Annotated in this window: 12 protein-coding genes, 1 tRNA gene and 1 CRISPR repeat array; of the genes, 9 read left to right on the top strand and 4 right to left on the bottom strand. The window is 63.3% G+C overall.

Annotation, left to right across the window (positions count from 1 at the left end):
• Window positions 1-26: 26 nt before the first annotated feature.
• The 9 genes from cas5c to F2P47_RS02495 all read left to right on the top strand — a co-directional run bounded on the left by cas5c (window position 27) and on the right by F2P47_RS02495 (window position 17,589).
• Complete coding sequence (cas5c, locus tag F2P47_RS02535) at window positions 27-719, top strand: type I-C CRISPR-associated protein Cas5c (protein ID WP_152214590.1); 693 nt, start codon at window positions 27-29, stop codon at window positions 717-719.
• Window positions 716-2,494 carry a type I-C CRISPR-associated protein Cas8c/Csd1 gene (gene cas8c, locus F2P47_RS02530; RefSeq protein WP_152214589.1) on the top strand — a complete coding sequence of 593 codons (1,779 nt, stop codon included), beginning with the start codon at window positions 716-718 and terminating at the stop codon, window positions 2,492-2,494. Before cas5c ends, cas8c begins: the two co-directional genes overlap by 4 nt.
• Entirely contained in the window at window positions 2,494-3,447 is a 954-nt protein-coding gene (cas7c, locus tag F2P47_RS02525; protein WP_152214588.1) for a type I-C CRISPR-associated protein Cas7/Csd2, read from the top strand. Before cas8c ends, cas7c begins: the two co-directional genes overlap by 1 nt.
• 4 nt (window positions 3,448-3,451) lie before the next feature.
• Entirely contained in the window at window positions 3,452-4,126 is a 675-nt protein-coding gene (gene cas4 / locus F2P47_RS02520; RefSeq protein ID WP_152214587.1) for a CRISPR-associated protein Cas4, read from the top strand.
• Entirely contained in the window at window positions 4,123-5,157 is a 1,035-nt protein-coding gene (cas1c, locus tag F2P47_RS02515; RefSeq protein WP_152214586.1) for a type I-C CRISPR-associated endonuclease Cas1c, read from the top strand. Before cas4 ends, cas1c begins: the two co-directional genes overlap by 4 nt.
• 6 nt (window positions 5,158-5,163) lie before the next feature.
• Window positions 5,164-5,454 carry a CRISPR-associated endonuclease Cas2 gene (gene cas2 / locus F2P47_RS02510; protein WP_152214585.1) on the top strand — a complete coding sequence of 97 codons (291 nt, stop codon included), beginning with the start codon at window positions 5,164-5,166 and terminating at the stop codon, window positions 5,452-5,454.
• A 216-nt stretch (window positions 5,455-5,670) separates the two neighbouring features.
• Window positions 5,671-15,366: a CRISPR direct-repeat array (repeat unit 32 nt; unit sequence GTCGCCCCTCACGCGGGGGCGCGGATCGAAAC).
• Window positions 15,367-15,653: 287 nt separating this feature from the next.
• A tRNA-Gly gene (locus F2P47_RS02505) sits at window positions 15,654-15,728 on the top strand.
• Window positions 15,729-16,093: 365 nt separating this feature from the next.
• Window positions 16,094-16,336 carry a helix-turn-helix transcriptional regulator gene (locus tag F2P47_RS02500; RefSeq protein ID WP_152214584.1) on the top strand — a complete coding sequence of 81 codons (243 nt, stop codon included), beginning with the start codon at window positions 16,094-16,096 and terminating at the stop codon, window positions 16,334-16,336.
• Window positions 16,333-17,589: a type II toxin-antitoxin system HipA family toxin gene (locus tag F2P47_RS02495; RefSeq protein ID WP_152214583.1), complete on the top strand. Its 1,257-nt coding sequence runs from the start codon at window positions 16,333-16,335 to the stop codon at window positions 17,587-17,589. Before F2P47_RS02500 ends, F2P47_RS02495 begins: the two co-directional genes overlap by 4 nt.
• Before the next feature lie 227 nt (window positions 17,590-17,816).
• Here the strand turns inward: F2P47_RS02495 and F2P47_RS02490 are convergent, their stop codons facing one another.
• The 4 genes from F2P47_RS02490 to F2P47_RS02475 all read right to left on the bottom strand — a co-directional run bounded on the left by F2P47_RS02490 (window position 17,817) and on the right by F2P47_RS02475 (window position 22,379).
• Window positions 17,817-19,067, bottom strand: a complete 1,251-nt coding sequence (locus F2P47_RS02490) for a tyrosine-type recombinase/integrase (RefSeq protein ID WP_152214582.1) — start codon at window positions 19,065-19,067, stop codon at window positions 17,817-17,819.
• A 628-nt stretch (window positions 19,068-19,695) separates the two neighbouring features.
• Window positions 19,696-21,327 (bottom strand): recombinase family protein, encoded by a 1,632-nt coding sequence (locus tag F2P47_RS02485; RefSeq protein WP_152214581.1) that lies wholly within the window; start codon window positions 21,325-21,327, stop codon window positions 19,696-19,698.
• 188 nt (window positions 21,328-21,515) lie between these two features.
• A complete protein-coding gene (locus F2P47_RS02480; RefSeq protein ID WP_246176703.1) occupies window positions 21,516-21,923 on the bottom strand; it encodes a cupin domain-containing protein in 408 nt (135 codons plus the stop codon).
• A 15-nt stretch (window positions 21,924-21,938) separates the two neighbouring features.
• Window positions 21,939-22,379 (bottom strand): cupin domain-containing protein, encoded by a 441-nt coding sequence (locus tag F2P47_RS02475; RefSeq protein WP_152214580.1) that lies wholly within the window; start codon window positions 22,377-22,379, stop codon window positions 21,939-21,941.
• Window positions 22,380-22,772: the final 393 nt, after the last annotated feature.

Below are 22,772 nucleotides of genomic sequence, written 5' to 3'. Positions count from 1 at the left end.
TGGCCATTTTAAGCGGCGAGGGGAAGATGGCATTTGGCATCCGATTAAAGGTATGGGGCGACCATGGCTGCTTTACGCGCCCCGAAATGAAAGTCGAGCGCGTCAGCTACGACGTGATGACGCCCTCCGCCGCGCGTGGCATCCTTGAAGCGATCCACTGGAAGCCCGCCATCCGCTGGGCGATCGATGCAATCCACGTCCTGGAGACACCCCGGTTCCAGTCGATTCGGCGAAATGAGGTCGGCAGCAAGGCACCTGCCAGCAAGATCAAGAGCGCGATGAAGCGTGGCGATCTGGAAGGACTGCAACTCCTCGTCGACGAAGACCGCCAACAGCGCGCCTCCACGGTTCTGGTCAAGCCCGCCTATGTGATCGAGGCGCATTTCGAGCTGACGCCCCGCGCCGACGCGGAGGACAACGAAGGCAAGCATCTCGACATCTTCAGCCGCCGGGCGCGGCGCGGCCAGTGCTTTCACCAGCCCTGCCTCGGCACGCGGGAATTTGCCGCCTGCTTCGAGCTGATCGAACCGGACGCGCCTATGCCCGAACCGCTGGAGAAGACGAGGGATCTCGGTTTTGGCGCACCCCGCGATCTCGGCTTCATGCTGTGGGACATCGACCATGGGGCAAAGGGCAAGCCGTCGATGTTCTTCCGCGCCGTCCTCGAAGACGGCGTGATGAAGGTGCCCCAGCCCGGTTCGGCGGAGATTCGCAAATGAGCATCCTCGCCTCGCTCGTCCGCGCCTATGACCGCCTGCCAGATGCGCCGCCCTTCGGCTATTCGATGCAGAATATCGGCGTGATCGTCAGCCTGAACGAGGATGGCTCGGTTGCGAATGTTATCGATTGGCGAGACGGCGAAGGTCGAAAGCGCAAGCCGCGTCCCATGGCGGTGCCGCAGCCTGCGAAACGCACAGCCGGCATTGCTCCGAGCTTCTTGTGGGATAAGACCTCTTACGTGCTTGGCGTGACAGCCGGGGAGGGAAAGCGTACGGCGCAAGAACACGCCGCGTTCAAGGAGCGACACGAAAGGGAGCTAGGCGGCACTGCCGATGCTGGGCTGAAAGCGTTGCTTTTGTTTTTAAGGCGATGGACACCCGAACAATTTGCCGAACCTCTCTGGTCGGACGAACTCAAAGACCAGAACGTGATCTTTGTTCTGGAGGCGGACCGGCCACAGAGCCTCTGGCTCCACGCCCGGCCGGCAGCTAAGGCTCTGTGGACCCATATCGGCGGGGAGAACACCACCGACGCCCAGGTCTGCCTTGTGACGGGAAATCGGGGGCCCGTCGCGAGGTTGCATCCCGCCATAAAAGGCGTCTGGGGCGGACAATCCTCTGGCGGGTCGATCGTTTCGTTCAACCTCGACGCATTCGAGTCCTACGAGCACAAGCAAGGCGACAACGCGCCGGTCTCGGAAGTCGCGGCTTTCGCCTACACAGCCGCCCTTAATCGCTTCCTCGAACGGGACAGCAAACACCGAATCCAGATCGGCGATGCCTCGACCGTATTCTGGGCCGACACCTCCGACGAGGAATCAGCTGAGCTCGCGGAAGGCACATTCTACGCAATGTTCAGCGACCCGGATGACGCGGCGTCAGATGAGGCGGCAGCGAAGAAGATAGCCATTCTGCTGGAAAGGCTGCGCAAGGGCGAACCGATCGAGGCGCTCGACGCAAAGCTGTCGAAAGGCGTGCGGTTCTATGTACTCGGCCTCGCGCCCAACGCCGCGCGTCTGTCGATCCGGTTTTATTTTGAAAACGATTTTGGCGTGTTGGCGGAAAACTATCGGCGTTTCGTCGACGACATGCGCGTCGAACCGGCCTGGCGCGAGCCGTATCCGTCGCTTTGGCGGCATCTGCGGGAATTGGCACTATTGGGCAAAAGCGAAAACGTGCCGCCCAATCTCGCCGGCGAGTGGATGCGGTCGATCCTGAGCGGAACCCGCTATCCGCTGACGCTGCTTTCGACCGTGCTGGCGCGCATTCGCGCCGATGGAGAGATCAATGCGCTGCGCGCGAGCATTCTGCGGGCGGTACTCGTCCGAAACTTTGGAATGAAGCCGAATAGTGGCGACAAACGCAGGGAGGTGCCTGTGGCACTTGATCCGGAAAACAGGAACAAAGGCTATCTGCTCGGGCGACTCTTCGCCGTCTATGAGCAGGCGCAGACTGCGGCGCTCGGCCGTAATGTCAACGCGACCATCAAGGATAAATTCTACGGCTCGGCCTCGGCAACGCCACGAAATGTTTTTGCCCTGCTCGATCGCGGATCGGCCAACCATCTTGCGAAGGTGGGCAAGAAGCGTCCCGGCCAGCGCATCAATCTGGAACGCGCGATCGGCGCGATCATGGAAGCGATGACGCCGGAAGACGATCCGTTCCCGGCCTCGCTCAACGCCGCCGAGCAGGCGATGTTCGGGCTCGGCTACTACCATCAGCGCGGAGAATTCTTCCGCAAACGTGCTACGGCAGACACGGAGGAGGCCGCATAATGACCGCGATTACCAACCGCTATGATTTTGTTCTGCTCTTTGACGTCGCCAAGGGAAACCCTAACGGCGATCCCGACGCCGGCAATCTGCCGCGGCTCGACCCTGAAACCAACCACGGCCTGGTTTCGGATGTAAGCCTCAAGCGGAAGGTGCGTAACTATGTCGACCTTGCAAAGGGGGCTGCTGAGGGTCACCACATCTATGTCGAGGAGGCGGCCATTCTCAACGACAAGCACCGGCAAGCCTACAAGGCGCTTCGTCCCAACGACCCAAAGGTCGATAAGGAGCCCAAACTCAATCCGAAGGACGACGCTGAAGCCATACTGCTTCGTGACTTCATGTGCCGCAACTTCTTCGACGTCCGCACCTTCGGCGCCGTCATGTCGACGGGCATCAATGCCGGGCAGGTGCGCGGCCCGGTGCAGATAACCTTCGCGAGTTCCATCGAGCCGATCGTGCCACAAGAAATTTCGATTACGCGCATGGCGGCGACAAACGAAGCCGAGAAGAAACAGCGTGCGGAGGGCGGTGAAGATGAAAACGACCGCACCGACAACCGGACCATGGGGCGCAAATATATCGTACCTTACGCGCTTTACCGGGCACATGGCTTCATTTCGGCCAAACTTGCCGAACGCACGGGTTTTTCCGATTCCGATCTCACACTTTTGTTCGAAGCCTTGTCGAGCATGTTCGAGCATGATCGCTCCGCTGCACGCGGCGAAATGTCGACGCGCAAGCTCATTGTGTTCAAGCACGAGAACGCGCTGGGCAATACGCCGGCTCATGCGCTCTTCGATCGCGTAAAGGTCGGCCGCAACATCGACGGCGAATTCCGCGAAGTCGACAGCCGAATCAGCAATTATGCACCGGCCCGCACCTTCGCGGATTACATCGTTTCGATTGACCGGGGGAACCTCCCGGCCGGTATCGAAATCATGGAGAAGCTGTGAAACGATGGAGAACGGTACGGGAGAACCTTTCACCGAAGAGAGTGATCCTGTCCCGCTCTCCGCTCTTCAGCATGCGGTCTATTGTTTGCGGCAAACGGCGCTGATCCATATTGAACGCGCTTGGGCCGAGAATCGTTTTACGGCGGAAGGTCAGGTTCTGCATTCTGTTACCGACAAAGGGGGATCGCGCAGGGCGCGCGGCGTACGCCGCGTGATGGCACTGCCCCTGGCCTCCAGGCGTCTCAACATTGCGGGCACCGCCGATCTCGTCGAGTTTCACCGGGGCGTGGACGGCGCCGAAGTGCCCTATCCTGTCGAATTCAAGCGCGGCAAACCGAAGCTGCACCGGGCAGACGAAGTGCAGCTCTGCGCGCAGGCACTATGTCTAGAAGAAATGATGCGGGTTTCAGTGCCGGAGGGCGCTCTTTTCTATGCCGAGACCAAACGCCGCCTTGTCGTGCCCTTCGACGCAGAACTGCGCCGGTTGACGGAAGATACGGTGGCAGCGGTGGCGGATGTCTTCGCGTCTGGCGTCACGCCGCCTCCGACCGTCCTCCGGACACGATGCCGGGCCTGTTCGCTACTTGAACTTTGCCGGCCGGACGCGGTGACACGGCCGGTTCGCGAGTGGCGAGCCAGAATGGTCTCTCGCCTCATTGCTGAGAAGCCAACATCGTGAAAAAGCTGCTTAACACGGTTTACATCACTACGGAGGGCGCGACGCTGCGCAAGGACGGCGCGAATCTGGTCGCAGAGGTCGAGGGCGAGGAGCGAGCTCGTGTGCCTCTGCACATGCTGGCTTCGGCGGTGGTTTTCGGTCCGATATATGTCTCCCCTGCATTGATGGCGGCTTGCGCGACGGCCGGCATTTCCATCGTCCTTCTGGATCGTAACGGCCGCTTCCAGGCGCGCGTGGAGGGCCCGACAACAGGCAATGTTTTGCTGCGGCGCGCGCAATATCGCGTATCGGAAACTCCGGAGGCCATTGTCAGGTCCATCGTCGTGGGCAAGGTCGCCAACCAACGCTCGGTGCTGATGCGCGCGCTGCGCGACTATGGCGATGAGTTCGATGCCGCCAGCCGCTCGACAATATCAAGCGTGGTGGGGCGGATGGCCGACATCCTGCGGAGGGTGGAACTGTCGAACGAAGGGACGGATCAGTTGCGTGGTTCAGAAGGAGAAGCGGCCAATCTCTACTTTTCAGTCTTCGACCGGTTGATCAGGACGCCGGACCCCGAGATGCGCTGGACAGGGCGCTCCCGGCGTCCTCCTCTGGACCCCGTTAACGCCCTTCTGTCGTTTCTTTACACGCTTCTGACGCATGATTGCCGTAGCGCCTGCGAGAGCGTCGGTCTCGATCCGTCGGTTGGATTTTTGCATCGCGATCGTCCCGGCCGGCCAAGTCTGGCGCTCGACCTGATGGAGGAGCTTCGTCCGGTGCTTGCCGACAGGCTGGCGCTGTCGCTGATCAACCGGCGCCAGCTTCGCGCCGGAGATTTCGAAACGCGGGAAGGCGGCGCAGTGCTGCTCCGCGACGAGGCGCGCAAGACGGTTCTTGCCGCCTGGCAGAGCCGCAAGAAGGAAGAGCGACAACACCTCTTCCTCGAGGAGAAAGCACCACTCGGGCTTGTGCCGTATCTGCAGGCGCAAATGCTTGCGCGTCATCTTCGCGGCGATCTCGATGCTTATCCTCCCTGGTTCTGGAAATAGACCGCCATGCTTGTGCTTGTCACCTACGATGTCGCCACTTCGGAGGCGGGCGGGCCGGGCCGGCTGCGGGCTGTGGCCAAAGCCTGCCGCGATTTCGGTCAGCGCGTACAATATTCGGTGTTTGAGATCGAGGTGGATCCGGCGCAGTGGGCCATGCTGAAAGCACAGCTGGAAGCACTCATCAATCCGAAATCGGACAGCCTGCGCTACTACTATCTGGGTTCGAATTGGCGCCGTAAGGTGGAGCATGTTGGCGCCAGGCCGGCTCAGGATCTAGGGGGTACGCTGATCGTGTAGGCGTGAGGCGTGAGCAACTTGCGTCTCCCGATCGAGTCGGCGCGAACCCCAAGGGTGCCGGAGATTCCCGACAGGTTCGCACTGGCACCAGCTCTTTGAAATCGTGAGCAAATTCTGGATGGCAATGGAAGGAGGGCAGGCCTGCTGTTCACCTTTGGGCAGATTCGCGCTATCGGCGCTATTTTCTCAACTCTGTCATCAGGTTACAAATCTACCGTCGCCCCTCACGCGGGGGCGCGGATCGAAACCTGCCGATGGACGATAAGCCCGCAGGTGTTTCCGTCGCCCCTCACGCGGGGGCGCGGATCGAAACGTTCTGGATGCCGGTCTGAACGTCCGCCGTGTCGGGGTCGCCCCTCACGCGGGGGCGCGGATCGAAACCGTTCGGGCTTTCGTCGCTCTTCGGGCAGTCGTCCGTCGCCCCTCACGCGGGGGCGCGGATCGAAACTCTGCTCTCGAGCGGCCTTGGGCTTCTCGGCGCTGGTCGCCCCTCACGCGGGGGCGCGGATCGAAACCCTTTCCTTGCCGCGCGTTCCACTCTTTTCTCCGGTCGCCCCTCACGCGGGGGCGCGGATCGAAACCGGCATTACCTCAGCCATGATGCACCCCCAGCCGTCGCCCCTCACGCGGGGGCGCGGATCGAAACCGCCCGTCGTCATCATCGACCGATTGCAGCCTGACGTCGCCCCTCACGCGGGGGCGCGGATCGAAACAACCATGATACGAATGGGCCGCGCACACGTGGCTGGTCGCCCCTCACGCGGGGGCGCGGATCGAAACCAGGTGCGCGGTGTGCGCCGGGAAGCCGTACCGGGTCGCCCCTCACGCGGGGGCGCGGATCGAAACTCGCCCTCGACCACGATCACCTGACCATTGCCGGGTCGCCCCTCACGCGGGGGCGCGGATCGAAACGACGCCGTCGGCCCCAAGGGCATGCCGTGGCTCGGTCGCCCCTCACGCGGGGGCGCGGATCGAAACATCGAGGCGCGGGCAGCAAAGGTGACGGCATGAGCGTCGCCCCTCACGCGGGGGCGCGGATCGAAACACGCGGACGCGGACGAAATCACTGTCCTCGCCCCGTCGCCCCTCACGCGGGGGCGCGGATCGAAACCCCCGATCGGCGAGCCGTCATTCGTCGCGGCGGCGTCGCCCCTCACGCGGGGGCGCGGATCGAAACGCATTGTTCTCCGCAAGCCGAGCAAGTGTTGTGGTCGCCCCTCACGCGGGGGCGCGGATCGAAACCATGCAGGCGATCTCATCCGCCGCCCGCTCGCTAGTCGCCCCTCACGCGGGGGCGCGGATCGAAACTCGTCCGACACGGTGAACGACGGGCTCTTTTCGTTGTCGCCCCTCACGCGGGGGCGCGGATCGAAACCGGCAATCGAGAACGAGGGAACTATCATGAAAAGGTCGCCCCTCACGCGGGGGCGCGGATCGAAACTTTTAAAAAGATATATATTATAAGGGGTTAGCGAGTCGCCCCTCACGCGGGGGCGCGGATCGAAACAAGCCGATCTATCAGGTCCACCCCGAGGGCCTTGTCGCCCCTCACGCGGGGGCGCGGATCGAAACATCAGCACGAGCTTGGAAATGCGTCGCGCGTCGGGTCGCCCCTCACGCGGGGGCGCGGATCGAAACTGACCCGAGCCCCATTCCCAGTAGACCTCGAGCCGTCGCCCCTCACGCGGGGGCGCGGATCGAAACCCACCACCAACGTGAGCCGGGAGCCCCGCCCTGAGGTCGCCCCTCACGCGGGGGCGCGGATCGAAACGCGACGGGCGAGAATGGCGGGGGCTATGCCCGTTGTCGCCCCTCACGCGGGGGCGCGGATCGAAACTCGAGCCGTGACGAGCAGGTACATGGCGTAGAGCGTCGCCCCTCACGCGGGGGCGCGGATCGAAACACCGAAAACGAAACCAAGAACGTCGTGTTCTGCGGTCGCCCCTCACGCGGGGGCGCGGATCGAAACGGGGGGTAAGATCGCCAAGGGCACCACAGGCGGACAAGTCGCCCCTCACGCGGGGGCGCGGATCGAAACATGCACTCGTTGATGATGGACTTGCGCGTGCACGTCGCCCCTCACGCGGGGGCGCGGATCGAAACCCCCGATCGGCGAGCCGTCATTCGTCGCGGCGGCGTCGCCCCTCACGCGGGGGCGCGGATCGAAACCGAAACCATGAGCTGATACCGCTCGACATCGTGGTCGCCCCTCACGCGGGGGCGCGGATCGAAACATCCACTTGATGTTGCTGCGCACGCTTCGCGGCTGTCGCCCCTCACGCGGGGGCGCGGATCGAAACGCAGCTCGACACGGTGCGGACCGCGACCGAGATTGGTCGCCCCTCACGCGGGGGCGCGGATCGAAACCCGATCGCCGCCGGCGAGTACTACGTGGCCGTCGGTCGCCCCTCACGCGGGGGCGCGGATCGAAACGCCTCATTCGCCGAGCGCATCATGCGCGGTGGCGTCGCCCCTCACGCGGGGGCGCGGATCGAAACTTCGTCTTATCACCGATCTTGCGCACCTGCGCCGTCGCCCCTCACGCGGGGGCGCGGATCGAAACCGCACTGTCGGTCGCGTTGTCGGTCGCGTTGTCGGGTCGCCCCTCACGCGGGGGCGCGGATCGAAACGCTGTTCGGGTTGACGATCGGGGCCATGGTTGGAGCGGTCGCCCCTCACGCGGGGGCGCGGATCGAAACATCCGCGTTCGGAAACAGCGCGTCGATGCCCTTGGTCGCCCCTCACGCGGGGGCGCGGATCGAAACCACACACCGAACGAACGCCAGTCACGGCCCTTGGTCGCCCCTCACGCGGGGGCGCGGATCGAAACTTGAAGGGCCTAGCACCATCGATGGCGCGCAAGGGGTCGCCCCTCACGCGGGGGCGCGGATCGAAACGCATATCGCTCGCCCTCGGCACCCACTGCGTCGAGGTCGCCCCTCACGCGGGGGCGCGGATCGAAACATCAGCACGAGCTTGGAAATGCGTCGCGCGTCGGCGTCGCCCCTCACGCGGGGGCGCGGATCGAAACGTGCGCGATGCCTATAACGTCTCATTCCTGGAGGCGTCGCCCCTCACGCGGGGGCGCGGATCGAAACCTCTTGCTCATTTCGCGCTCCCGAACATGTGGTTGTCGCCCCTCACGCGGGGGCGCGGATCGAAACCCACGAGAGGCGTCCGCATATGTCCACGAGCCAATGGTCGCCCCTCACGCGGGGGCGCGGATCGAAACCCACGAGAGGCGTCCGCATATGTCCACGAGCCAATGTCGCCCCTCACGCGGGGGCGCGGATCGAAACCGCGCAGAGATAGTGCCCGTCAGTCTGGCAGTCGTCGCCCCTCACGCGGGGGCGCGGATCGAAACCTTGTCGTAGTAGCGGGCACGAACTTCCTTGTGGTCGCCCCTCACGCGGGGGCGCGGATCGAAACAGCTTCCTACTGGCGGCGGCAAGACGGCCCTATCGTCGCCCCTCACGCGGGGGCGCGGATCGAAACCCTGCCATCGGTACCGGCCGCCAGATGCGAAAGCGTCGCCCCTCACGCGGGGGCGCGGATCGAAACATCACGAAGCCCTTGAAGACCTCACGGACGCCCGGGTCGCCCCTCACGCGGGGGCGCGGATCGAAACGGCGATGAGTACGTCGCTCGCACGGCCGAAGAAGGTCGCCCCTCACGCGGGGGCGCGGATCGAAACTCCTGAGGCGCACGAGCGTGCCTCGCGGCGAGGTGTCGCCCCTCACGCGGGGGCGCGGATCGAAACAGCGCACAGACTGGCGGATTTTATGACGAAGCACTGTCGCCCCTCACGCGGGGGCGCGGATCGAAACGTCGTCAGCGTGATGCTCTTCTTTCCGCCTGCGACGTCGCCCCTCACGCGGGGGCGCGGATCGAAACATCTCGAAGCCCTTGAAGACCTCACGGACGCCCGGTCGCCCCTCACGCGGGGGCGCGGATCGAAACGATGATGACGCCGGCAAGCCGCTCATGCAGCTCCTGTCGCCCCTCACGCGGGGGCGCGGATCGAAACCATGTCCACCGGCCCATGCCTCGTTGCCCCGGCTGTCGCCCCTCACGCGGGGGCGCGGATCGAAACCGGGCGCTTCGCGCATCGCTGGCAAAAGCGGCAGAGTCGCCCCTCACGCGGGGGCGCGGATCGAAACCGACAAGCTGGACCTGAACGTCTCGGGTGAGGTGTCGCCCCTCACGCGGGGGCGCGGATCGAAACGCTGTTCTGGTTGACGATCGGGGCCATGGTTGGAGCGTCGCCCCTCACGCGGGGGCGCGGATCGAAACGGCTCAGCCGTCAAGCGGGTCGTAGTCGTGGGTCGTCGCCCCTCACGCGGGGGCGCGGATCGAAACATCAGCACAAGCTTGGAAATGCGTCGCGCGTCGGCGTCGCCCCTCACGCGGGGGCGCGGATCGAAACCCCGCCCCCGCTCAATGTCGGAAATATTTGCCGAGGTCGCCCCTCACGCGGGGGCGCGGATCGAAACGCCTATCAACCCGCCGATAAAGCAAAATGGGCCAGTCGCCCCTCACGCGGGGGCGCAGATCGAAACATCAGCACAAGCTTGGAAATGCGTCGCGCGTCGGTCGCCCCTCACGCGGGGGCGCGGATCGAAACCTGTGGTCGATCATGTCGCCCCGCATTTCCTCGCGTCGCCCCTCACGCGGGGGCGCGGATCGAAACATCCGCTGGCGCCCGAACGAAACTCACGTCTTGGTCGCCCCTCACGCGGGGGCGCGGATCGAAACCCATGAGAGGCGTCCGCATATGTCCACGAGCCAAGTCGCCCCTCACGCGGGGGCGCGGATCGAAACAGGACGCTTAGCTCGCTGCACTGATGGCTACGGTCGCCCCTCACGCGGGGGCGCGGATCGAAACACCAGCACAAGCTTGGAAATGCGTCGCGCGTCGGGTCGCCCCTCACGCGGGGGCGCGGATCGAAACCCACGAGAGGCGTCCGCATATGTCCACGAGCCAATGTCGCCCCTCACGCGGGGGCGCGGATCGAAACAGCCTGACACGCGCCGTGGGCCAGCTTCTCGCGGCGTCGCCCCTCACGCGGGGGCGCGGATCGAAACGGCGATGAGGTCGAGATAATACAGCGTCTTTTCGGGTCGCCCCTCACGCGGGGGCGCGGATCGAAACTCTGGTCCAAAGGACAATGGGCTACCGAGTATCTGGTCGCCCCTCACGCGGGGGCGCGGATCGAAACTTCGCCTCGTAAACGATCATTTCGAGGTTGGTCGGTCGCCCCTCACGCGGGGGCGCGGATCGAAACGTGATCGTGGTGCGCCACCGGGCTCCGGCGGTGGGTCGCCCCTCACGCGGGGGCGCGGATCGAAACACCTCGAAGCAGCGGAAGGCACGCGGGTCTTCGCTGTCGCCCCTCACGCGGGGGCGCGGATCGAAACCTCAAGTCGCTGGCACATGCGTTCTCTGTCGACCTGTCGCCCCTCACGCGGGGGCGCGGATCGAAACCGAATAAGGCTGTGAAGCCGGTGCGCGCGGCGCAGGTCGCCCCTCACGCGGGGGCGCGGATCGAAACGGCATACGTTCCAGCGAAACCGCCGGAAGACTTGGTCGCCCCTCACGCGGGGGCGCGGATCGAAACACTACTGAGGCGCAGCTTGCGGCTCAGATCGCCGTGTCGCCCCTCACGCGGGGGCGCGGATCGAAACACCGCCTACGGCGAAGTGATGAACCGTCGCACGGGGTCGCCCCTCACGCGGGGGCGCGGATCGAAACTTCGCAAGGATCGCGCGCTTGCCTTGCACCTTGTCGCCCCTCACGCGGGGGCGCGGATCGAAACTGTCCCCAGCGGGGCATCAAAAGCAGCGTGCGGCGGTCGCCCCTCACGCGGGGGCGCGGATCGAAACTTCGTAGGAGGTCATTGAGATGCGCCCCACACCAGTCGCCCCTCACGCGGGGGCGCGGATCGAAACTTCCAGACCCTCGCGCTGCGCGCGCGGCTCGCTGGTCGCCCCTCACGCGGGGGCGCGGATCGAAACTTTCCGAAGCATGGCGCTTCGTGAGGCGGCGCACGTCGCCCCTCACGCGGGGGCGCGGATCGAAACTTGTCGGTGCTCGCCGACGTGATCGACCAGAAGGGTCGCCCCTCACGCGGGGGCGCGGATCGAAACATCAACAATAGGTATGCCCGCAACTACGCACAGGGTCGCCCCTCACGCGGGGGCGCGGATCGAAACACTGTTGAGGCGCAGCTTGCGGCTCAGATCGCCGGTCGCCCCTCACGCGGGGGCGCGGATCGAAACGGGTGTACGCGCAACAATGACGCGCCAACCGGCGTCGCCCCTCACGCGGGGGCGCGGATCGAAACTTCCACCTTTAGTTTTTCGAGGTCTGCCACAGGTCGCCCCTCACGCGGGGGCGCGGATCGAAACCTCCACGAGCGCAGTCTCGTCGACGCGCTCGGTCGTCGCCCCTCACGCGGGGGCGCGGATCGAAACACCTTGAGGTCGGTAGCGGTCTTGACCTTGTGCGGGTCGCCCCTCACGCGGGGGCGCGGATCGAAACGCCAAACTCGAAGAGGCGTATCTCGACGATAAGCGCGTCGCCCCTCACGCGGGGGCGCGGATCGAAACGTGGCATTCGGAAAGGCCCGGCCGAAGCCGGGCGTCGCCCCTCACGCGGGGGCGCGGATCGAAACCGGTAATTGATGCCACAGACGGGTATGAAGTGCTGTCGCCCCTCACGCGGGGGCGCGGATCGAAACTCAATGGCACGCAGACGATGCGCGTCGACGAGGCTGTCGCCCCTCACGCGGGGGCGCGGATCGAAACTCTGGCGCGCATCGTCACCTATCGCCGCAATGCGAGGTCGCCCCTCACGCGGGGGCGCGGATCGAAACCACCATTCCCCCGGCTGCTGGTTGAGGCCGATGCGGTCGCCCCTCACGCGGGGGCGCGGATCGAAACGGCAAAAAGAGTCACTCGGCTTCCGTTGCCCCAATGTCGCCCCTCACGCGGGGGCGCGGATCGAAACACGGTACAAGTCCAGACCAATGTAGGCGGACTAGGTCGCCCCTCACGCGGGGGCGCGGATCGAAACAGTCTGAACTGGTCAGGCGGATGGATTTGTATAGTCGCCCCTCACGCGGGGGCGCGGATCGAAACCTGCTCGGCTTCGCGGGCGCGCTCCGGGTCAACCGGTCGCCCCTCACGCGGGGGCGCGGATCGAAACCTGATCCTGCGGGCGGAGCGCGGTAGGCACGATGGTCGCCCCTCACGCGGGGGCGCGGATCGAAACCTGCACCGAAAGCACCATCGGCGTATGGACGCGGTCGCCCCTCACGCGGGGGCGCGGATCGAAACGCTATACCCGCGAGCTTTGGGGACCGACGCCGACGTCGCCCCTCACGCGGGGGCGCGGATCGAAACTGATGCTGACGTATCGCTCGACCAAGACCTACGGTCGCCCCTCACGCGGGGGCGCGGATCGAAACGCCGAAGCAATCGACGACGCGGGCCTGCCGGAGGGTCGCCCCTCACGCGGGGGCGCGGATCGAAACGCCGAAGCGATCGACGATGCGGGCCTGCCCGAGGAGTCGCCCCTCACGCGGGGGCGCGGATCGAAACGTCCTCCAACGCAGGTTGGAAGACGAAAGACATGGTCGCCCCTCACGCGGGGGCGCGGATCGAAACATCCCAGATCGCCCGGCCGATTTCGTGCAACGTCGTCGCCCCTCACGCGGGGGCGCGGATCGAAACCAGACGAAGAGGTCATAGACCTTGCTCGCCGCCGGTCGCCCCTCACGCGGGGGCGCGGATCGAAACCTCGGACGGCTTCGGGACGGTCACTTTCGCTGGTCGCCCCTCACGCGGGGGCGCGGATCGAAACGACACGTCGTCGCTGGACAAGCTGCTCGCCGCCGTCGCCCCTCACGCGGGGGCGCGGATCGAAACTCGCCGAGCAGGCGAGCCATGTGCTCGCAGGACTGTCGCCCCTCACGCGGGGGCGCGGATCGAAACGCCTCAAGCCACGTCTCGGCCGCGCCGAGCACATAGTCGCCCCTCACGCGGGGGCGCGGATCGAAACCTTGGCGATGTCGTTGGCGTCGGCCGACGAGACGTCGCCCCTCACGCGGGGGCGCGGATCGAAACCGAGCAATATCACGTCCCCGACCTCGACCAATAGTCGCCCCTCACGCGGGGGCGCGGATCGAAACTGCTGAAGCAGATAGACCGGGAACGTTCCGAAAGGTCGCCCCTCACGCGGGGGCGCGGATCGAAACTCGGCATGATGGAGACCATCGTGCGGCGCGGGCGGGTCGCCCCTCACGCGGGGGCGCGGATCGAAACATGCGGAAGTATGGCGTCGACACGCTGGCCGCGAGTCGCCCCTCACGCGGGGGCGCGGATCGAAACACCGCCGAACCGATGTCCGAACCACGCGGCCAGGGTCGCCCCTCACGCGGGGGCGCGGATCGAAACTCTTCCGGCCGAGCTAGTGCATGCCCTCCTGCCGGTCGCCCCTCACGCGGGGGCGCGGATCGAAACAGCCAATCCGGTGACCAGGGCGGCGGTGCGGGATAGTCGCCCCTCACGCGGGGGCGCGGATCGAAACCAATCAATACCGCAATTGCGGCTCAGGCATGGCGTCGCCCCTCACGCGGGGGCGCGGATCGAAACAGCAAGGGCCTCAACGATTCCGCCGATGCCGATCGTCGCCCCTCACGCGGGGGCGCGGATCGAAACATCGTATATGATGATTTTTCTCTCAAAACGAGGGTCGCCCCTCACGCGGGGGCGCGGATCGAAACTCCGCTCGTGCCGTACCATTCCGTCTTGCGGGTGGTCGCCCCTCACGCGGGGGCGCGGATCGAAACCACACCAAGAGGATGGAACCAAAGATTCCGACGAGTCGCCCCTCACGCGGGGGCGCGGATCGAAACCCATCCAGAGGATGGTTGTGAGCTTTGCATGCGTGTCGCCCCTCACGCGGGGGCGCGGATCGAAACGATCCATGAGCGCCAGGCATCGCCGCTGATCTCGTCGCCCCTCACGCGGGGGCGCGGATCGAAACTCTTGCACGTCCACGCCCGCAGTAACGAACAGCGCGTCGCCCCTCACGCGGGGGCGCGGATCGAAACTTGAAGATCAGGCTGGCGGGCAGGCCGGCGTCTTGTCGCCCCTCACGCGGGGGCGCGGATCGAAACGCGTCATCGTCGAGCTGGGGCAGGCGGTTCACGTGTCGCCCCTCACGCGGGGGCGCGGATCGAAACATCTTGGATAAATCGAGGGCAAAAATGGCCGATGGTCGCCCCTCACGCGGGGGCGCGGATCGAAACATCCGAAAGAAGTCGGAATAGGAGGCGGCGAGGGGTCGCCCCTCACGCGGGGGCGCGGATCGAAACCTCGGTAATGACGACGCCCTCTTTGATTTCGTGAGGTCGCCCCTCACGCGGGGGCGCGGATCGAAACAACGAAGCCTGCCAGAAGGCGGCTGAGGAAACGAGTCGCCCCTCACGCGGGGGCGCGGATCGAAACTCCATGTACGCCGTCCAGGCTCCCGGGTCGAGCCAGTCGCCCCTCACGCGGGGGCGCGGATCGAAACATCACTGTCTACGCTATCGGCCGCCGGTACGCGCGGTCGCCCCTCACGCGGGGGCGCGGATCGAAACTTTTCCTTGTCGTCGTCAATGTGCCGGGCAACGTGTCGCCCCTCACGCGGGGGCGCGGATCGAAACTCCCAGCTAGGCTGATCCTCAGCCGACGCACCAAGTCGCCCCTCACGCGGGGGCGCGGATCGAAACTGGTCACCAGACGCGGCGAGCTTGTCGCGGTCCTGGTCGCCCCTCACGCGGGGGCGCGGATCGAAACGCGATCTTGTCCTCGACGAGCCACTCGAGCGCGCGTCGCCCCTCACGCGGGGGCGTGGATCGAAACTCGCGCTTGCCGTCTCCGCTTGCGCAAGCTGGACCAGCTCCGGCGCACTCACGATATAGTGCTACAGCAGGCCCTGAACTAACATCCCAACCGGACCACTCAGTGAGGGATGGTCAGCGCAATATCGGAACCCAAGTTAAAATTTGATCTAGATTGTTCAGTGGGAACATCCCGCTGCGGATGATCCGTGTTGTCAACAATGACTTCCGTTGAGGGATCGCCTAGAAATTGACGGTCGAGATCGGATGGGCGAGCAAAACTCGCTACAGAGCGCCAATGTTCGATATGCGGCTGTAGCTCAGAGGTAGAGCATCTGGCTTCCATCCAGAGGGTCGAGGGTTCGAATCCCTCCAGCCGCTCCATCGTAGACGTGTGCCACCTAATCACCTGCTAAACGGGTTTAACCATCTGGATACGGTGCCCGGCAATGATGCAAAACGTTTTGATGCCGACCGCTGCAACCTATGCACAATCCGACGCAGAGTCGCTGTGATGAGACCAAAATCTTCTTTTGACTAGAGCGTCAATTCTGTCTCGCAGGCCCTGTGACGCCGGACGCATCCGAATTTCTGGATGACTTTGCTCAAGGGCGTCGATCTGAATTAAATATTCCCGTACGGGAATATTGGGGGCATTGGAGCCGGTTTGTCACGGTATATTTCCTGAGCGGGAAATTTTTGTAGACACCCGTCAGAAATCCATGATATTTTCCCGTTCGGTAAATGTCATGGCCAGAAAAACACTCACGCCTGCAGAAATCGGCAACATCGTTCGAACCACCCGCAAAGCCGCTGGACTGCGGCAGGACGAACTTGCGGGCGCGGCGGGTGTCGGCCTGCGCTTCGTCGTCGATCTCGAAGCAGGCAAGGCAACCGCGCAAATCGGCAAGACACTTCAAGTCTTGGCGGCACTGGGGTGCTCACTGGAGGTCACGCCGCCACCCGAAACCAAAGGAACGCGGAAGACATGACGCGCACCCTTGAGGTCTGGTGGGACGGGCGTCTCGTAGGGCGGCTGACACAAGATCAGCATGGTGAACTCGGCTTCGCCTATGCGCAGGACTGGCTCAATGACGACGACGCACACTCTCTGTCGGCGTCGCTCCCGAAGCGGGTAGAGCCCTTCAGCCGTCGCGAGTGCCGTCCGTTCTTCGGTGGTCTGCTGCCCGAGGAAAGCCAGCGCGACGCGGCGGCTCAGGCGCTTGGCGTTTCACGTGGAAACGATTTTGCTCTTCTCGATCGACTCGGCGGCGACGTTGCTGGCGCGCTCCAGCTTTTGCCGCCAGGCGAAGCGCCAACCGCACCCGCTCTGAATCAGCAGCCAATCCCGCTCGACGACGCAGGCTTGATCCGCGTGCTGGACGCGCTGCCCATTCGCCCGCTACTCGCGGGTGAGGAAGGGTTGCGCCTCTCGCTCGCCGGTGCGCAATCCAAAGTGCCGGTTGTTCTGATGGATGGCGCAGTCGCCCTGCCAGCGCCTGGCCAGCCCACAACTCACATTCTCAAGCCCCCGATTGCGCGCTTGTCGGCCACGACCGAGAACGAGGTCTTCGTGATGCGTCTTGCCGCTGCCGTTGGCTTGGATGTCGCGCCGGTGGAAGCGCGTGTTGTGAGGGATCGAACATTCCTGCTGGTTCGAAGATATGACCGCGCCATCGGTGACGATGGGGTCGTGCGCCGAATTCACCAGGAGGATTTCTGCCAGGCGCTGGGCGTGCCGCCGGAAACCAAATATGCCAGCGAGGGCGGTCCAACCTTGCAGGATTGCTTCGGACTTCTCCGCCGCGTCGCTGCAAGGCCTGCGGTCGATGTGTTGAAACTGCTCGATGCCGTGATCTTCAATGTGATCGTCGGGAACGCGGACGCGCACGGCAAGAACTTCTCGCTTCTCTACGAAGCCGAAGGCGCTCGTCTTGCTCCGCTCTATGATCTGTTGGCGACCGTCGCATATCCCGAGCTGTCACCAAGATTTGCGATGAAGATCGGTAAGCGGGCGACGCTTGCCGATCTTGATGCAAGAGGCTGGGCCGCCTTCGCGGCCGACACAGGCCTCGGCTTGCCATTTATCCGACGGCGGGTCGGTGAGATTTGTGAGCGGGTAACGGCTACGGCGAAGGAGGTCGCTGGGACGCTGGCAAGTCCGGGCCTTGATGAGGCTGCGCTTGGTCGGTTTGCTAATCTTGCCCTTGATAGGGCCGCACGATGTGCAGCGACTCTTGGATGATGAACTGGCCTGTTCTTTAAATGGGCGTTGTAACACTGCCGATGATCGGCAACCTGCTCGGCCACACGCAGGTTCAAACCATCCAGTGCTTGCCCGTTTGTTCGCCGATCTCCTACGCGTCGGACTTGAATGACCGACCCCACCAACTGATTCAAATTGCACGTTGGCTCGGCGTCTGTCGGGCTCGATGGTCGGCCCTTATGCCGCAGGATTTCTAACCTGAAGGGCTAAATCGCCAATTTCCTTCGCTCTCTATATTCAGTGACACTCTCGCTCAGCAAAAGCCGTGCCCAATCCTCCATCATCTTCCGCCTCTGCTCGAGCAGATCGGTGCGGTGATAGGCGGCTTCTGTCGAGTTGCGGATAGTGTGGGCGAGGGCACGTTCAGCCAGGTCCCGCGGATATCCGTTCTCTGACGCCCAATCCCTGAATGCGGATCTGAACCCGTGGGCCGTCGCCACGCGGCCAAGCGTGTCGCTGCTCACTTCTGCGTCCCGCAGGAGTTTCGTCAGCGTCATGTCGCTGAGGGGTGTATTCCGGCGAGAGGGAAAGACCAGCGGGCATTCTTCATCAACCATTTTGCGCTGCCGCTTCAGTATCTCGATTGCGCGAGACGGGAGCGGCACTCTGTGAAATTGCTTCGCCTTCATTCGCGATGCCGGGATTGTCCAAGTCGCGCCTTTGAAGTCGATCTCATCCCATTGCATGCCTCGAACCTCTCCTGAGCGGGTAGCGGTCAGAATGAGCAGTTCGAGCATCAACTTGCCCGCGCTGGGCCGGTCATTACTGAACAGACGCAGGGCGAGCGAGGGCAGATCGCGCCAGGGGACGGCAGGGTGGTGGGTCACCCTCTCCCGCTTGCCGGGTTGTTTGGCCAGCAGCTTGCCGACGACGCCCACCGGGCTCGCCACAATGAAGTCCTGAGCCGCGCACCACTTCATCACTGTGTCGCATCTCTGCCGGACACGAGAGGCAGTTTCAGGTTTGGAAAGCCAGATCGGCTTCAACGCCTCCGCAAAATCCGATGCCTTGAGCTCATTCACGAGGCGGGCGCCCAGAACTGGGAAGATGTACGTCTCCAATGTGTTCAGCCATTGGTCGGCGTGCTTGGCGTTGCGGAAGCCGTCTTTGATTTCCGCGTGAACTTTCCTCGCGGCTTTCTCGAAGGTGGGCATCTCCCAGCGGGCGCGTCTTTCGGCTTCCTCGGCGCGCCGTGCTTCAAGCGGATCGGTTCCTTGCTGGATCACCATACGGGCCTCAAGCCCGGCCTTCCGGGCCGCGGCGATGCCAACCTCCGGGTAGGTTCCAAGTCCCATGTCCCTTCGCTTGCCGGTGGCGGGCGAAATGAAACGGAAAATCCATTTGCCCTTGCCCCGAGTTGCAGAGGGGAAGAGGTAAAGACCGGACACGCCTCCGGCGGCGAGGGGCTTTGTGTCCGGGGTGATGTTGCGGGCTTTTGTGTCGGTCAGTTGCGCCATCGATTCCTCAGAAAATTTCAGCTCTCGGCCCCACACTCAGCCCCACACGAGACGTGAGATTTATCGATGCCGAGTGATACGGGTTGAATCGATGGAATCGTATAACATTATGTTTTTAAAAGAAAATATAGGATGAAATTTGATGGCGTGAGATTGATTGAGATAGCTAAATGGCGGACTCCCTCTCCGCCACTAAGTCCGTGTGAAATCCCTCCAATTCTCCTCGATCCTAATTCCCCCGATCTTTCCGGGGCTTGGCTCGTGCTTTTGCCGATCGTGCGACCGCAGAGAGGCAGAAATCGGTGCGCCCACGGTATTTCATGCGCTGTTTCTCCAGAGCCAATTCCGGTGGTTGAGTTGAACCCTGTCGGAGAGCCCCTCTGCTGCCGACTTGCTGCTCGCCCGGACCGTAGTCCGGGCTCAATTGACGCCCGGTTCGAGCTGTCGTTCCGCGGGGCATGTAGTCGGATCCTCGCGGCGCTCGTCCTTAGATTGCGATCAGGCTTTCTCAGTTGAAAAGGGGACGGCCCGAGCGCGGGAGCTGGGATCTGGACCATAGCGAGGCGCTCCTCGCCGCTGTTCGCCAATCTACTCGTGACGACTGGCTGCACCCTGTGTCATCGGTGCGCTATGCAGGAACTTGCTCAAACCCGAAGGCGCGGCGCTGCTCGTTCCAATCGAGGGGCAGGGGGATACGCAGTGCCATGCCGCTGAAGGTGTCCGGCGCCGTTCCATCGAGGATCGCTTCGATGATGTCCGGGGCGAGATAGGCGAAGCGCAGCATGCGGCTGATATAGGTGAGCTTGACGCCTTCCTCTTTGGCAATTGCCGTTACGGATTCCACTGACCCGGCTTCAAGCCGGCGTCGCCAGCCCCAGGCTTTGGCGATGGCGTCGATTAGAACCTGCCTCGGCCCCTCGATGAAGGCCGGCTCATTCCCGTGCGTAACGAGCTTTGACTTGCCGCCGCGCTTCTGCAGCACGAATGGCAGGGTGAGGATAAGCGGCTCCTGCCCTTGATCGCCTTCGGTTTGAGCATCGTCGAGCTGTTGCATCTCGATGAGGATCGTATCGTGCCGCAGGACGACTTTTCGCATGAGATCGCGCAGCTGAGTCCGACGTGGTCCTTCCTCAAGCCGGCTGAGTTCACCCGCCTGGAGCCTGGTTGCTTCAGTCTCGGCGAGGGCTCTCATAACCTCTCGTTCGACAAGCCGCTCAAGCTCATGCGCGGGGATGCGCGACACGGCGCCGGCATCATCTGGTCGATCTTCGAGGATGGCGCGGCTGACATAATAACGATAGCGGTGATGCCTCTTCTGCCCGTGGCTTGGGCTCATGCGGTTACCGACCGAGTCTTGGAGGAGCCCCTTCAGGAAGGATGGGCTTTCGACCCGCAGATCAGTTTTGAAAGAGTGCCGGTTTGAGGCGAGCGTCTTCTGGACCTCATCCCAGAGGGTTTGATCGATAACTGCTTCGTGCTCGCCGGGATGAGAGACACCCTTATGGACAATCTCGCCGAGGTAGAGGCGGTTGTTCAGGATGGCGTAGAGATGCCCCCGGCTGAACAGGCGTCCGCCAAAGGCGCGTCCGGCTTCACTTGTATAGGCCCTCGTCCTGGTGCCCTGCGCTCTCAGCTCATGCATGAGGCTCGAGACATTCCCAAGTTCGAGGTAGCGCCGGAAGATGTGGCGAACGACTTCCGCGTCTTTCTCCTTGATGAGCAGCTTCCTGTCCCGGGCCTCGTAGCCCATGGGGACCGTGCCTCCCATCCACATGCCCTTCTTCTTTGAAGCGGCAATCTTGTCCCGGATGCGCTCGCCGGTGACCTCGCGCTCGAACTGGGCGAAGGAGAGGAGCACGTTCAGCATCAGGCGGCCCATTGAGGTCGTCGTGTTGAATTGCTGGGTTACCGAAACGAAGGAGACGTCGTTCTGTTCGAAGACCTGGATCAACCGGGCGAAGTCCGAGAGTGATCGCGTCAGCCGGTCGACTTTGTACACAACGACGATATCGATCTTGCGCGCCTCGATATCGGCCGTGAGGCGTCGAAGTCCCGGGCGTTCGACATTGCCACCGGAGAAGCCGCCGTCATCATAGGCGGTCTTGATGAGCTTCCAGCCTTCATGTGACTGAGACTTGATATAAGCCTCGCCCGCTTCGCGCTGGGCGTCGAGCGAATTGAACTCCTGCTCGAGACCTTCTTCGGAGGACTTGCGGGTGTAGATCGCGCAGCGCTGAGGCTTCACCGGCTCTTTAGCCATGGGCGACCTCCGCTACACGCCCGGTGCCAGATTAGCACTTGGTCGAAGCCGGGTAGCGGCGAAGATGAACGCACATTCCGTAATCGATCTTGTCGGGAATTAGGCACCGAGGAATGCGGCGTTGACTGCAGCGTGATCCTTCAGCGGGGAATCTGCGAGCGACGTCTAGGGGAGTCTCGGTTGCAGCGTCAAATATCAATGTTCTCGTCATAAAAAATGATCGACAGAAATTTTATTCGATCGTTCATCAGGCGCTGCGGACCATGTTCGATGTGGGCCGAGAATGTCAGTGCGTCTCCAGGTTCCAGCAGGTAGGTTGTTTCGCCGAAGCGGTATTCCATTGAACCGGAGAGCATATAAATGAACTCGGTTCCTTCGTGGCGGAACCGGGGGTATACGTCGCCCGCCTTGTCCATCTCGATCATGAATGGCTCAAGCGTCTTTTTGCGTCCCTTGCTGTAGGACAGCAATCGATAGGTATGGCCATGTCGTGTGCCGCTGCGGACAACTTCCATTTGCTCGTCTTTGCGGATTAACTGAGCGGTGCCGTCCTGCGCTTCGCCACTAAATCGCAGTCCGGCTTCGATCTGTCGCAAGTTTCCAAGGGCCGTTCAGGGCTTCGCTTCGTTGGCGATGCCTTCGGCCCCCATGTAAACGGCGAGGAACTTTAACGGTCCCGAGCCGGTGTTCTGGCCGTGATGTGGCACGCCTTGCGCCTCGATGAAGGCCTCGCCCGCCCGATAGACCTTTTTGCCGTATGTCCCGTAGTCCACGGTCAGTTCGCCTTCGAGTACCTGCAGATACATTGGCGTTTGATGGATGTTGGGCTCGCTCGTCGCGCCAACCGGAAGAGTAATCATCTCCGAAATGATCCGGGGCTTGCCTTCCGGGTATTTTACCGGCTTGCCCAGAACGTCGGTATTCGTATCGAGCAATACCTTGCCCTTGTAGGCGACAATACCTGTCGTATCGGCCGCTTGGGCGGCCAGGGCGCAAAGTGCAATGCCGCCTATTATCAGGGGCGGAATGGTACGGGTGAAAAAACTCATCATCGTCTCCTCCCTTCAGGTGTGCGTAGCGCACTTCCATGCTTCACAAAGGAGAGTCGAGCGTCACTGATCCTGCTCAAGAAATGCGGCCAAGGGTGTCCTTGAAGGCCGACCAAGGCGCCTGACTCAATTGGCTCTAGAGGAACATATTGGCCAGAACCAGAACCAACCGCCATGCTGCTATGGCAAGAAGGCCAAAGAGCAGCTTTTGCTGGTTGGTTTGTTGCGACTCCTTCGCGCCACACCAGGCGAGCGATGCCGTAGAACCAAAGGCTCTCAGGCCGTAGAAGGGCCACCGCATAGCGGTTGACGCGAGCCCGCCCATCCAACCCCAGCAGAAAGCGAGAACCCAGGCTATCCGACCGAAGGTCTTCGTCGGAGGAAAGGGATTTCTCG

It is taken from the genome of Parvibaculum sedimenti (assembly GCF_009184905.1).
In the GTDB taxonomy this organism is placed as follows: Bacteria; Pseudomonadota; Alphaproteobacteria; order Parvibaculales; family Parvibaculaceae; genus Parvibaculum; species Parvibaculum sedimenti.
This window is presented reverse-complemented; position numbering and strand designations above follow the sequence as displayed.

Excerpts from the sequence above, each read along its gene's own strand:
- cas5c (WP_152214590.1), top strand. The coding sequence starts at position 27 with ATGGCATTTGGCATCCGATTAAAGGTATGGGGCGACCATGGCTGCTTT.
- cas8c (WP_152214589.1), top strand. The coding sequence starts at position 716 with ATGAGCATCCTCGCCTCGCTCGTCCGCGCCTATGACCGCCTGCCAGAT.
- cas7c (WP_152214588.1), top strand. The coding sequence starts at position 2,494 with ATGACCGCGATTACCAACCGCTATGATTTTGTTCTGCTCTTTGACGTC.
- cas4 (WP_152214587.1), top strand. The coding sequence starts at position 3,452 with ATGGAGAACGGTACGGGAGAACCTTTCACCGAAGAGAGTGATCCTGTC.
- cas2 (WP_152214585.1), top strand. The coding sequence starts at position 5,164 with ATGCTTGTGCTTGTCACCTACGATGTCGCCACTTCGGAGGCGGGCGGG.
- F2P47_RS02500 (WP_152214584.1), top strand. The coding sequence starts at position 16,094 with ATGGCCAGAAAAACACTCACGCCTGCAGAAATCGGCAACATCGTTCGA.
- F2P47_RS02495 (WP_152214583.1), top strand. The coding sequence starts at position 16,333 with ATGACGCGCACCCTTGAGGTCTGGTGGGACGGGCGTCTCGTAGGGCGG.
- F2P47_RS02490 (WP_152214582.1), bottom strand. The coding sequence starts at position 19,067 with ATGGCGCAACTGACCGACACAAAAGCCCGCAACATCACCCCGGACACA.
- F2P47_RS02485 (WP_152214581.1), bottom strand. The coding sequence starts at position 21,327 with ATGGCTAAAGAGCCGGTGAAGCCTCAGCGCTGCGCGATCTACACCCGC.
- F2P47_RS02475 (WP_152214580.1), bottom strand. The coding sequence starts at position 22,379 with ATGATGAGTTTTTTCACCCGTACCATTCCGCCCCTGATAATAGGCGGC.